The sequence below is a fragment of the Gilliamella sp. ESL0443 genome (genome assembly GCF_019469165.1).
Taxonomy (GTDB): domain Bacteria; phylum Pseudomonadota; class Gammaproteobacteria; order Enterobacterales; family Orbaceae; genus Gilliamella; species Gilliamella apicola_E.
Map to the genome: position 1 here is coordinate 1581476 of NZ_CP048263.1, position 14205 is coordinate 1595680.

At 36.4% G+C, this 14205-nt stretch carries 8 protein-coding genes; 2 read left to right on the plus strand and 6 right to left on the minus strand.

Going from position 1 to position 14205, the window contains the following annotated elements:
* Positions 1-92 precede the first annotated feature (92 nt).
* The gene (locus GYM76_RS07240; RefSeq protein ID WP_220225042.1) at positions 93-3191 is read left to right on the plus strand and encodes a beta-galactosidase; all 3099 of its coding nucleotides are present in this window, start codon (positions 93-95) and stop codon (positions 3189-3191) included.
* A 52-nt stretch (positions 3192-3243) separates the two neighbouring features.
* On the opposite strand, the gene recB is transcribed toward GYM76_RS07240, so the two are convergent.
* The 3 genes from recB to GYM76_RS07255 are packed head-to-tail and all read right to left on the minus strand — an operon-like array spanning position 3244 to position 7443.
* Complete coding sequence (gene recB / locus GYM76_RS07245; RefSeq protein ID WP_220225043.1) at positions 3244-6699, minus strand: exodeoxyribonuclease V subunit beta; 3456 nt, start codon at positions 6697-6699, stop codon at positions 3244-3246.
* Entirely contained in the window at positions 6678-7121 is a 444-nt protein-coding gene (gene sixA / locus GYM76_RS07250) for a phosphohistidine phosphatase SixA (protein WP_220225044.1), read from the minus strand. The genes recB and sixA overlap by 22 nt, the downstream gene beginning before the upstream one ends.
* A 25-nt stretch (positions 7122-7146) precedes the next feature.
* Positions 7147-7443 (minus strand): YfcZ/YiiS family protein, encoded by a 297-nt coding sequence (locus GYM76_RS07255; protein WP_065562196.1) that lies wholly within the window; start codon positions 7441-7443, stop codon positions 7147-7149.
* Positions 7444-7589: 146 nt separating this feature from the next.
* Here GYM76_RS07255 and GYM76_RS07260 point away from each other — a divergent pair, with 146 nt between their 5' ends.
* Positions 7590-8987: an MFS transporter gene (locus tag GYM76_RS07260; protein WP_065562197.1), complete on the plus strand. Its 1398-nt coding sequence runs from the start codon at positions 7590-7592 to the stop codon at positions 8985-8987.
* Between the two features lie 29 nt (positions 8988-9016).
* Here the strand turns inward: GYM76_RS07260 and GYM76_RS07265 are convergent, their stop codons facing one another.
* The 3 genes from GYM76_RS07265 to pnp form a co-directional block, all read right to left on the minus strand.
* On the minus strand, positions 9017-10777 hold the full coding sequence (locus tag GYM76_RS07265) for a DEAD/DEAH family ATP-dependent RNA helicase (RefSeq protein WP_220225045.1): 1761 nt from the start codon (positions 10775-10777) through the stop codon (positions 9017-9019).
* Between the two features lie 352 nt (positions 10778-11129).
* Positions 11130-11981 carry a lipoprotein NlpI gene (gene nlpI, locus GYM76_RS07270; RefSeq protein ID WP_220225046.1) on the minus strand — a complete coding sequence of 284 codons (852 nt, stop codon included), beginning with the start codon at positions 11979-11981 and terminating at the stop codon, positions 11130-11132.
* Between the two features lie 25 nt (positions 11982-12006).
* Positions 12007-14121 (minus strand): polyribonucleotide nucleotidyltransferase, encoded by a 2115-nt coding sequence (gene pnp / locus GYM76_RS07275; protein WP_255561341.1) that lies wholly within the window; start codon positions 14119-14121, stop codon positions 12007-12009.
* Positions 14122-14205: the final 84 nt, after the last annotated feature.

Genomic DNA, 14205 nt, shown 5'->3' on the forward strand with positions numbered 1-14205 from the left:
AAATGTTAACTTGATCACTGTTTTCAATAATTGAATCATTATAATTAAAAAGTCAAAAAAGATTTTAGACATTATCAGATATACTTGAACAAATGGAGAGGCTTATGAATCCGTCCCTAGATGATATTATCAACAGACAAGATTGGAATAATCTATCTGTATTAAGCATGAACAAACTTGATACCCATCCAAAATTTCATAGTTGGCGAAACAAGCAAAGTGCTAAAAATAATGCTGATTCAAGTGCCATTATTTCACTTAATGGTGACTGGTTTTTTAGTTATTACCAAAATCCTAAACAAGTACCTGTATCATGGTTAAAAAAAGAAATAGATAAAAATACTATTCCAGTTCCATCAAATTGGCAATTACATGGCTATGATGCGCCTGTTTATACTAATATCCGATATCCATTTCCTTATAATCCCCCATTTGTTCCTGAAGATAACCCAACTGGTTGCTATTCTCGCTATTTTAAAATTGATAAAAAATGGTTAAATAAAGGGGACACAAGAATTATATTTGATGGTGTCAGCTCAGCATTTCATCTTTGGTGTAACGGCAATTGGGTTGGCTATTCACAAGACAGTCGCATCGCTGCTGAATTTGATTTAACGCCTTTTTTAAAAGAAGGTGAAAATCGAATTGCTGTATTAGTATTGAAATGGTGTGATGGTAGTTATTTAGAAGATCAAGATATGTGGCGATTAAGTGGTATTTTCCGTGGAGTTTCACTACTTAACAAACCAAAATCACATTTGAGTGATATTCATGTTAAAACGGAGCTTGACGCTTGCTATCAAAATGCAATATTAACATTGCAAGTTAACGTAAAGCATGACAGTGAGATAGACATGCTAAATGTCGGTATTGAGTTATGGCAAAAAGACAAACTCATTCTTGAACAAACGCAACCAATCGGAATATCTTTTGTTGATGAAAAAGGTGGATATAATGACCGAATGACATGCCATATTCCCGTCAATAAACCACAATTGTGGAGTGCCGAAACCCCAAATCTTTACCGACTAGTTGTTAGCTTAAATCATAAGAAAACCGGCTTGATTGAATCAGAGGCTTATAATATTGGTTTCCGAACTGTTGAAATCAAACATGGGCAACTCTGTTTAAACGGTAAACCACTTCTTATTAAAGGAACTAACCGTCACGAATTTTATCCTGATATGGGCTATGCTGTTACCGTACAAGCCATGTTGCACGATATCAAGTTAATTAAACAGCACAACTTCAACGCTGTACGTTGCAGCCATTACCCTAACGATCCTCGTTGGTATGAACTTTGTGATGAATTTGGACTATACGTAGTTGATGAAGCCAATATTGAATCGCACGGCATGTTCCCAATGTCTCGATTATCTGACGATCCTCGTTGGTTAGCAGCTTATAGTGAACGAGTAACTCGCATGGTTCAACGTGACCGAAATCATCCTGCCATAATTATTTGGTCATTAGGAAATGAATCAGGGCACGGGGCAAATCATGATGCACTATACTCATGGATAAAAAGCAATGACCCAACTCGTCCAGTGCAATATGAAGGTGGTGGTGCCAATACTAAAGCTACTGACATTATTTGCCCTATGTATGCCCGAGTTGAACAAGATCAACCTCATCCTAATGTGCCTAAATGGGCGATAAAAAAATGGATATCCATGCCTGATGAAGAACGACCACTTATTTTATGTGAATATGCTCATGCAATGGGAAACAGTCTAGGTGCATTCTATAAATATTGGCAAGCCTTTAGACAATATCCTCGATTACAAGGAGGATTTATTTGGGAATGGGCTGATCATGGTATTCGTTGCCATACCAAATCTGGCGAAAGTTATTGGGCTTACGGTGGTGATTTTGGTGAAGCGTATCATGATAGACAATTTTGTTTAGACGGTTTAGTGTTTCCTGATCGCCAAGCACACCCAAGTTTAATTGAAGCTAAAAAAGTACAACAACCTTTCCAATTTAAACTTGTAAACCAAAAACCATTAGTTATTGAAGTAAAGAGTGAGTATTTATTTTATACTACTAACAATGAAACATTAGAATGGGAATTGTTGGTTGATGGTAAAATCCAACTGAGTGGTAAAGTTAAACTGACTATTTCACCTAATAACCCTATTGAACTCAAACTTATAGATGACATTGATAATAACTTTGATGGTGAAGACTTACACTTATCACTCAGAGTTATCCAAAATAGAGCTACTTCTTGGTCTCCAGCAAAACACGTTGTGGCTTGGGAACAATTTAAATTAACCAATAGGTTTATTCCACAATTAGCATTTAGTAACAACAAAACATCACTAAAATTAACTGAAAATAAAACCGAATTTGTTGTTAATTGGAAGAACCAGAGTTGGCAAATCAACAAAAAAACTGGCCAACTTAGTCAATGGAGCAAAAACAAAAAACCACTATTAGCCAGCGCTATTGCAGATCAGTTTATACGAGCACCAATCGATAATGATATTGGAATTAGTGGTGACTTTGACAGTAATAACAATCCATATGCATGGGTCGAACAGTGGAAGGCGGCGGGTTACTTTGATTTAAGCCACAAATGTTTAGCAATAAGAGCATCACAAACTGAGAATTATGTGATCATTGAAGTTTTGCACAGCTACTCGGTAAAAAAACGCAAAGTTATTCAAAGTAAGTGGGTACATCAGTTTGATCAAGATGGTATCTTAACTATCTCAGTTGAAGTGGACATTGCCAATGACATGCCAGCACCAGCTCGTATAGGTTTGACGTATCAATTAAAAGGGATACCAAAACAGGTGAAATGGCTTGGCTTAGGACCACATGAAAATTATCCAGATCGAAAAACTTCAGCGATTTTTGGTGATTGGTCATTACCATTTTCTGAACTTTACACACCTTACATTTATCCATGTGAAAACGGCCTACGCTGTGATGTAAAACAATTAACACTTAATGAGATGATGATTACTGGTCATCAATTTAAATTTAACATCAATCAATATGGAACAAAACAGTTGATGGAAAAAAGCCATAGACACTTATTAGAACCACAACAAGACGCCTATGTCAGTATTGATGCTTATCATATGGGAATAGGCGGTGATGATTCTTGGACACCAAATGTTCACAGTGAATATTTACTAACCGATAAACATTATCGATATCAACTAAAATTTACATGTTGATTTACATAATTTCTTCAAAAAATTAAAGGCACAACTATTTGTGCCTTTTTATTTAAGCTAAATTCTCACCATCAAACAATTTATCAAGTTTCTCAATAAACTCTTGTTTTGGTAGATGGTAAAAAACGCCTTTATCCGGAAGCCCACGTAAGAATAGATAGTAAACTCCGCCAAAATAAGTTTCATATCGATAGTCGGGTAAACGACTTCGCAAAAATCGATGCAACGCCAAACAATAAAGTTGATATTGCAATTCATAACGATGCTCACACATTACTTGATTTAATGCTTGCTCAGTATAGGCCTCCATACCATCACCTAACCAATTTGATTTATAGTCAACAATATAATATTTACCTTGATACTCAAACACTAAATCGATAAATCCCTTTAACATGCCTTGTACCGTTTCAAAATCTAAAGGTGGACACTGTTTAGATAAATCATCGTATTGTTTGCATAAACTATCTAGTTGCGAGCTAGTCAGGGCATGGCGAATAGGAAAATAAAATTGTAGTTCATTAATGCATTTGCTATTTAAAATACTGGCTAATGTCGAACAATCTTGATGTAGCTTAGTTGTTAATACTTGTTGAAGCCAATCATTTAGTACCCTTAACCAAGGTTCATCCAAACCCAATTTTTTAATCGTAGTTGTACATAATTCATCGGCATTACTTGGCGTTAAATTTTCCATAATGAAATGTAACAATGTACCAACATAAGCACCTTTTGGAAAATGATGAATATCATATTGCACCTCAGATAATAAAGAAGCATTTGGCTGTACACGACTCTCACTCCAATCACTAGCTAAATTAAAACCATTGTTATGTTTTTGTAACTCGGTATAGCTTGTCACTCGCCAACTATTAGATAATTTACGTTTAAATTCATTAGCAGCCAGTAACATATTAGGAGCTTCTGTGGCAGTATACTGCTCCCCCAATATAGGTAATTGTAGTTCAACCAAATCAGCAAATTTACCAATCGAGCGTAATTGGCCTTTTAATAAATAATCAATTGCTGATTGACTCTTTTTCAATGATGCTAAGCCAACACTACAATGATAGATTGAGCGCGTCATCGCCACATAAAGTAATCGTAGATCTTCAGCTAAACGTTCATCTTCAATTTGTTGTTTGACATCATCGGTTAATAACCAAGCATAAGTGGGTTGATAATCATTATTTTTATCATGATAAAACTGACTATCTGAATTACGAAATTGGGCAGCAAATGGTATCCATACGATAGGAAACTCTAAACCTTTTGATTTATGGATCGTAATAATTTTTACTAAATTTTCATCGCTTTCTAAGCGTTGTTCATGATTTTCTATATTAGAGTCAGGGCTGACAATTTGCCTAGATAACCAACGAACCAAAGCATGTGGGCTATCTAGTTCATCAGCGGCTTCTTGCAGCAATTCGCCTAAATGCATGAAGTTAGTTAATGTACGTTCACCATTTGGGCTAGCTAGGATATTTTCAGCTAACTTACGCTTTTTCATCATCCGCCGCAACATTACTAATACACCGTAATATTGCCAAATAATCTGGTACTGTTTGAACTCCTCTATCAACCCTTCCCATTTATCTTGATCATCGATAATTTGCTCTAGCTCGGCCATTGTTTGCCCTAATAGTGTCGTCATTAAAGCTAAACGCAAAGCCGCTTCATTTTCCGGCATTAAAACAGCTTGTAATAGATATAGAATCTCTTGTGCTTCTTTAGATAGGAATACGCTATTGCGATTGGATAAATAAACGCTTTTAACCCCAAAAGCAGCCAATTTTTGTTGGATGATTTCGGCTTCGCGCCCAGTTCGGACTAAAATCGCAATATCAGCAGTGGTGATTGAACGATGCTCATCTTTATCCTTTATCAAAATTGTTGGATCTGTCAACCAAGTCACAATTTGCTTAGCGCAACAGCTAGCAATATGTTCTTGATAATCTGTTTTTGTGGTAACTTCATCAGGTAATAAATAGGCTGTTAACGCATTAACTTCACGTTGATTGATGATCAATCCTTTATGCTGATTTCTTTCAGCACTTTCCATTGGAAAAAAAGAAATATTTTCAAAAATAAAAGGATTATGATGATTGCTAAATAGTGCATTGACTGCATCAACCATAGACGATGAGGAGCGATGATTAACCTGCATAGTAAAATTATTTTCACCGGTTGATAATTTCGCTTTTAAATAAGTAAAAATATCCGCACCACGAAAACTATAAATAGCTTGCTTCGGATCACCAATAAACAGTAAACCGGTTGATTCAGGATAACAACCATAGATACGATCAAAGATTTTATATTGCACAGGATCAGTATCTTGAAATTCATCAATCAAGGCCACGCAATATTTTTGCGCAATACTTTGTGCTAATCGCTTTCCATTTCTAGCTCGTAAGGCGCGATTTAGCTGGCTTAATAAATCGTCAAAACTCATCTTACCAAGTTTAACTTTTTGCGCATAAATACCTTTTTGAATGACGCTAACGATATCCATTAAAATTTCGCTACGTAAATCAATAGCACTATTGCATAACCGATCGATCTTTTCAAAAACAACATGAACAGGAGGATCTTTATCTTGCTTAGTTTTTTCAATTAAAATCGATTGGCTAAATTTAGTTAATTCACTAGGTATTATGAATGATTGGGTGGGTAATTGAGCCCAAGCAGTCACTTTAGCAAACCAATTCGGTAAAAAGCGGTTATTATAAGATTGTTTATTAACTCCTGATCGAGCAATGATTTCAGGAAGATCTGCAACAGAATCTAACCACAGTTTTTTAACTAATTCGATCTGCTCAAGATGTTTTCGATAAAACTGCTCGATCTTTTTAGTAATGTCAAAATTCTCTTCTTGCGATTGATCAAATTCAAAATTTAAATAAGGATTAATATCTGTTAATAATGATTTTGGATCTTGCCAATAATCAAGAATTAAATAAACTAATGCTCTATCAAGCGGAACAAAATAGTGACGCCAAAAATCTTGGACAACTTGTAACTTTAGGTCTTGCTCATCAGTAATTAGCGTCTGCTCAAACAGTACCCCAGATTCAAAAGCATGGCTAGTTAAAATGCGTTGACAAAAACCATGGATAGTATAAATCGCTGCATCATCCATTGATTGTTGAGCTTGAGTTAGTCTTTGGATAGCATCATCTGTATCTTCAACTAAATCAATTAGCTGTTGATAGATAGGATCTTCATGACGACCTTGTAAAAGTCCTAAACGCAGTTCTTGGATATTTTGTCTTATTCGCGATCTAAGTTCTTGAGTTGCAGCTTTTGTAAAAGTCACAACTAAAATTTGATTAACCTCGAGCGGTGTAGGATAGTTATTTTTACCAATCCCAAGTAATAACCGGAGATAAATGAATGCGAGCGAATAGGTTTTACCAGTCCCAGCCGACGCTTCTATCAGCGTTCGACCTGTTAACGGTAAATCAAAAAGATTAAGTTTTTTTATTCCACTGCATGAAACCATTCTAACTTTCCTGCCGCATTGGATGATAGTTCAACACAAGCAATAGCAGCTGTAGGAAACATTGGTGGTGAAACATCTGGACATAATTCATTAACCAAATAACCAACTAAAGGAAGATGGGAAACAATAATTACATTCTCGATCCCACGAGCGGGAAGTGTCATTAATAAATCGACAATATGGGAAGGACTTCCACCTGGCACCAAAAAATTATCACTTTCAACTTTAGGTATGTGGCAGTATGAAGACAATTCAGAGAAAGTTTGTTGTGCTCTTAGATAAGGACTAACTAACCCTAAATCAAATTTGAAATCTTGCTGATTAAGCCATATACCAGCCAAACTGGCTTGTTTTCTACCAAAATCAGTCAATGATCGACTTGCATCAGATGAAGCAGAAAAAACTGCTTCACCATGCCTCATAATACAAATCTTCATAAAACAGGAATTAACGTAATTTTAATTGGAAGATCATACATTCTGCACCACAACAGAAAGTAAATTTAGCTGTCAATTTATAGCCATTTTCTACTTTATCGATGCTGCTATTGATTTCGCAAGGTTCTGTTTCAACATCTTTAGCTGCTTGTGTCAAAGAGGCTAATTTTGCTTTTGCTTCTGATTCAGTTGTGAAAATATTTTCATATTCTGCACTACAATCTTCATTATCAATAATTGTGCCGACATCAACACAACAACAAGCTGGTGTTTCATTAGCTTTACATTTATTTAGAGAATCTGTCATCCTATACCTCTGTTCACCGATTGAATTGGTATTAGTATACTCTGAATAAACACCAAGGGCAAAATGTAAAAAAGCTTTACCACGGCAAAAATTTTTAGCGTATATTAGTTCCTAATTTTTATATTTTTGAATTAATTTGTAATATTATGGAACACTATAATCACATTCGTAAAATGGCTATTTTAGTAGCGGCAACCTTCTTCATGGAAAATCTAGACGCTACGGTGATAACCACAGCAATTCCCGCAATGGCGAAATCATTTTTAACTAATCCACAAGATTTATCTATCGGTATTAGCGCCTATATGTTAGCACTTACAATTGGCCTTCCCGCGAGTGGCTGGATCGCAAATCGATTTACAGCTTATCGTGTCTTCTCGATTTCAATTATATTATTTATGTTGGCATCAATATTGTGTGCTTTATCAACTAACCTAACCATGTTTACTATCGCAAGATTGATTCAAGGTTTAGGGGGATCATTAATGGTGCCAGTAGGTAGAACAGTAGTACTAAGTCGAACTGAAAAACAGCATCTTGTTAGCACAATATCAATTCTCGTTTGGCCAGGTTTAATTGCACCATTGATGGGACCCATTATTGGTGGATTTTTTGCCCAATATCTCACTTGGCATTGGATATTTATCCTCAATATTCCATTAGGCTTTATTGCATTATTTTTCGCTCATCACCTATTACCTAAAGAACTACCTGAAAAACGCTCATTTGATATTGTTGGATTTATCGCTTGTGGCTTAGGCTTATTATTGTTTGTGTATGGACTTGAAATGGTTTCCCACTCAAATAGTCGTTTATGGCTAGCTCTCGGCACTTCCTTTGCAGGTTGCCTAATATTAATCTTCGCCTATTATCATCTCACGCACACACAATACCCATTAATTAGCTTATACGCATTTTCAAAACGCACATTTAGAATGACCTTCTTTGGAGGCTCACTAATACGGATGGGCTTGAACAGCGCTCCATTTATTTTACCACTAATGTTTCAAGTCGGTTTTGGATGGTCACCATTAACAGCTGGTTCCTTATTACTTTCACTATTCGCAGGAAATATCATTTTCAAAACCATTAATACACCTTTAATTCACAAGTTTGGGTTTCGTAAAATTCTAATCGTTAATGGTCTATTATTGTCATTTAGTTTTGTATTGTGTGCGCTCTTCACACCAAAAACACCAATCATTTGGATTATATTGGTTCTATTCTTTTCTGGTGGTACACGTTCGATCCAATTTACTACAATAACAACCTTAAGTTTTTCAGAAATTGAAAAAAACGAAATGCAAAGCGCTAATATTTTATCAACCCTTTTTCAACAACTAAACAACGTGCTAGGCATTGTTTTAAGTGCCTTATTTCTATTTATTGCGTCAAGCTATAATAAACATAATCAGATAATGATTGAAGATTTTCGGTTAGCATTATTTATGGTGGCAGGAATGACTTTATTGGCGATGATTGATTTTATCATGTTACCCAAAAATGCTGGCAACAATTTAAATGAAAAAAAACCTCTGCCATAAGATGCAGAGGTTTAAGATGAATTAAAGTTCTAAAACTTAGGTGCTGATGGGCGACCCCGTTTTTTCGCAAAACCTTTATCCTTAGACTCAGGTTTACTACTTCTACTTCCACGCTTAGCTTCAGATGGTTTACCTGTAACTAAACTCATTTTCATCGGTTGATTTAGCACTCTAACGCGCTCAAAGTGCTTAAGGATATCTTTAGGCATACCTTTTGGTAATTCTACTGTTGAATAAGTCTCGTAAAGTTTGATATTACCAATATAGCGACTACTAATATCAGCTTCATTGGCAATTGCACCAACAATATGGCGCACTTCAACACCGTTTTCTTTACCAATTTCAATACGGTACATATCCATCTCACCAACATCTCGACGCTCACGACGTTTTGGAGACTCACGATTATCGCCTCGTAAACGGCGCTCACCACTTCGACCATCACGATACTCTCTTGTTGGTTTAAAGACCGGATCAGGAGGAAGAATTAACGGACGATCACTTTGTGCTAAACGTAACAGTGCAGTTGCAATCGTTTCAAGATCTGCACCACTATCAGCTTGGATTTGAGTTAATAACGATTGATACTGATCTAAATCCGCACTCTCAAGTTGTTGTTGAACTTGCTGAGTAAATTTAGCCAAACGACGTTTTTCAAGCAATTCTTTAGATGGTAGTGCCACTTCCGGAATGGGTTTCTTGATAGTTTGCTCAATATTTTTTAGCAAACGACGCTCACGACTATCCACAAACAAAATCGCTCGCCCTGCTCGTCCAGCGCGCCCAGTTCGTCCGATACGATGAACATACGATTCAGAATCAAGTGTAATATCATAGTTAATTACTAAGCTAATACGCTCAACATCTAACCCTCGCGCTGCAACATCGGTTGCAATTAAAATATCTAACCGACCATTACGTAAACGATCGAGTGTTTGTTCTCGTAGTTGTTGCGTCATATCACCATTTAAGGCTGCACAACTATAACCGTGTTTTTCTAATACTTCTGCTACTTCTAAAGTTGCAGTTTTAGTACGCACAAAAACAATCGCAGCATCAAAATCTTCAGCTTCTAAGAAGCGCACAATTGCTTCATTCTTACGCATACCGCGTACTAACCAATAGCTTTGATCAATATCAGGAGCCGTTTGATTAGTCCCTTTGATTTGCACTTCTTTTGGATTATGCATAAAACGTTTAGTAATACGACGAATTGGGGCTGGCATAGTTGCTGAAAACAGCGCCGTTTGATGCTCTTCTGGAATTGAAGCCATAATGCTTTCAACATCATCAATAAAGCCCATTCTTAGCATTTCATCAGCTTCATCTAATACTAAACCTTTAAGATTAGAAAGATCTAAAGTCTTACGGTTTAAATGATCTAATAAACGACCAGGCGTCCCCACAACAATTTGAGGGCCTTGTTTTAATGCACGCAATTGCACATCATAACGTTGACCACCATAAAGAGCTAATACTTTAACCCCTTTTACATATTTAGAATACTCAGCACAAGCATCAGCAACTTGAATAGCTAGCTCACGTGTTGGTGCTAAAACCAATAATTGTGGCGCTTTCAAATTAGCATCAATATTCATTAAAAAAGGGATTGAAAAGGCTGCAGTCTTACCACTACCTGTTTGAGCCATACCTAATACATCATTACCCTCTAAGAGTAAGGGAATACATTCAGCTTGGATTGGTGATGGTTTGGTAAAACCAAGATCATTTAATGCATTAAGGATTTCCTCAGATAAACCAAGGTCAATAAAAGATATTTCTTTTGTCATGTAAACTCGCTTATAAATTTGCCTATATACGCTTAATATTTGGTTAGGATTACATTTGATCGTTATTAATCAAGATAATTCATGAGGATTACTGCATACATCACAAATTATGACTATACCAAAATAAAGAAGCCTATATAAATTTATGCCAGCTCACTAAATTGAAAATTTACAACTCACCCCAATAACTAACAACCAATACTTACTCAATCAAATAGCCATTTATTCTAATGCAATTGATATTTGAAAAAATACAATTGATAAGAAACATGTAAAGAATCGAGAATATATTTTGGGCAAATCAGAACTACGCTATAACAATATTTTCACTTTTAAACTGGCATGACCCTTGTTACTTTTCGTCAAGTAACTTAATTTCATAGAGCGCCTGTTGATGTTCAACAAAGTTATAAATATTATTTGCTAAAGCATATTTAAATAACATTTTGGCACGCTCACTGTTACCTTTACTCTGGTAATACTTACCTAAATAAAAGTAAGCTTCACAAAGGCGCTCGGCTAATTGCCGATCATTTTCAACACCTTGTTGAAGGTTTTGCATTAATTTAGATTCGCTTATCTTACCTAAATAAAATGCAATGATATTACTGCCATAACTCGATTTATCGTTAATAAGATCGTAACGTTTTTGTAGCTGAGTTAAGGCAGCTTGTTTATCTATTTCTTTTTCAATCAAATAAAGCCATAAAATCCGAATAGGCTCATTGACATCATATTTATAAAATTTTTCTGCATCAAGCTTTGCAGCTTGATAATGCCCTGTACGATACAGAGTTACTGCACGATTGAAATAGGCATAAGCATAAGATGAATCCAGCTCTAATGTTGTATTAAACGCCATCATCGCATTATCGAAATCACCGTCTCTTAACGCATAAGTACCCAGAAAATTATATACATCTGGAATTTCTGGGTTAAAGCTTAAAAGATGGTTAAAATCACTTTGTGCAAATGCTTTAAAACCTAATGAATCGTAAATAATTCCTCGTTCAAAAATAAGCTGCATCCTAGATGGGGTATCAAGATCGCGACTTGATAACTGCTGACTAATTTGCGCTATTTTCAATTCATCGTCATAGGTAACTTGCTCAGGAGCAACAAGTAACGGCTGAGAATTTGAACAACCTGACAAAATAATGACTGCAAGAATACAGCACAACATCCTCAGGTTGAATAATCTCATTTTTTAACTCCTGGTGAATAATATCTTATTCAGCTGCTGGCTCAACATCAGAATTCGGCTCAACAGCATCTTTCATACTTAAACGAATTCGACCTTGGCGATCAATTTCAAGTACTTTAACATTCACTTCTTGACCTACTTTCAAGTAGTCTGCAACTTTCTCAACACGGTGATCAGCAATTTGAGAAACATGAACAAGTCCCTCTTTACCACCAATAATTGATACAAAAGCACCGAAATCAACAATACGGGTTACCTTACCAGTATAGATTTTACCAATTTCAACATCAGCAACTAAATTATTAATACGTTCGATTGCATCTTTAGCCTTATTGCCATCAGTTGCCGCAATTTTAACTGTACCATCATCAGTAATTTCAATGGTAGTACCAGTCTCTTCAGTTAGTGCACGAATCGTAGCACCACCTTTACCGATAATATCGCGTATTTTATCTGGATTAACATTCATCGTATAGATACGAGGAGCAAATTCAGAAATTTCCTGACGAGGTTTATTAATTGCTTGTTCCATCACCCCTAAAATATGCAAACGAGCACCTTTAGCTTGATTTAATGCAACTTGCATAATTTCTTTAGTGATACCTTCAATTTTGATATCCATTTGAAGTGCACTCACACCTTCACGGGTACCAGCTACTTTGAAGTCCATATCACCTAGATGATCTTCATCACCTAAAATATCAGATAACACCACAAAGTTATCGCCTTCTTTCACAAGCCCCATTGCGATACCTGCAACAGAAGACTTAATTGGCACACCTGCATCCATGAGCGCTAATGAAGCACCACAAACTGAAGCCATTGAAGAAGAACCATTAGATTCAGTAATCTCTGAAACCACACGAACAGTATATGGGAACTCTTCTTTACTTGGCATTACAGCAGCAACACCACGCTTAGCTAAACGACCATGACCAATTTCACGACGTTTTGGCGAACCAACCATGCCAGTTTCACCTACTGAGTATGGAGGGAAGTTGTAGTGTAATAAGAATCGCTCAGTATACTCACCAGTTAACTCATCAATAATCTGAGCGTCACGTTCAGTCCCCAAAGTTGCTGTCACTAGTGCTTGAGTTTCACCACGTGTAAATAAAGCACTGCCATGCGTTCTTGGCAATACATTGGTACGAATATCAAGCGCACGAATCATATCTTTTTCGCGACCATCAATACGTGGCTCACCAGCAATAACACGTTGACGAACGATTTGACTTTCTAAATCAACAATAATATTGATAACTTCGTTTTCATCAAGCTCTTCGTCTTTCTCTTTAAGTACCGCTAACACTTCTTCTTTGATCAAATCGATTTGTGCATAACGAGCTTGTTTTTCAGTGATACGATAAGCTTCACCTAAACGAGCTTTAGCTAACTCAGATACGGCATTAAACAGCTCTTCATTTTTAGCTGGTGCAACCCAATCCCATTTTTCACAGTTCGCTTTCGCTACAAACTCATTAATATTATCAATAACAACTTGTTGTTGATCATGACCAAAAACCACCGCAGCTAACATCTGATCTTCAGTTAACAAATCAGCTTCTGATTCAACCATTAACACGGCACTTTTGGTACCTGCAACAACCAAATCTAAACGGCTTGATGCTAGCTCTTTAACTGATGGATTTAGCACAAACTCATCATTGATAAAACCAACACGTGCTGCACCAATTGGACCATGGAACGGTACGCCAGATAAACAAAGCGCAGCCGATGCACCAATCATCGCAACCAAATCAGGGCTAACATCTGGATTTACAGACACCACAGTTGCAATGATTTGAATCTCATTAACAAAACCCTCTGGGAATAAAGGACGAAGTGGACGGTCAATTAAACGAGCAATTAACGTTTCGCCTTCGCTCGGACGACCTTCTCGTTTAAAGAAACCACCTGGAATACGGCCTGCTGCATAAGTACGTTCTTGATAGTTAACGGTTAAAGGAAAGAAGTCTTGCCCTTCTTTCACTTTCTTATTAGCTACTACAGTCACAAAAACCGCAGTATCGTCCATATTGACCATAACCGCAGCTGTTGCTTGACGCGCCATAATACCCGTTTCTAATGTAACTGTATGACGACCATATTGAAATTTTTGATATGTCGGATTAAACAAAATAAATTCCTCTTGTTATAAATCATGTTGAAGTTTGATATTTCGACAGGAAGCAGCGCAATGCTGGAACATATTGATACACAC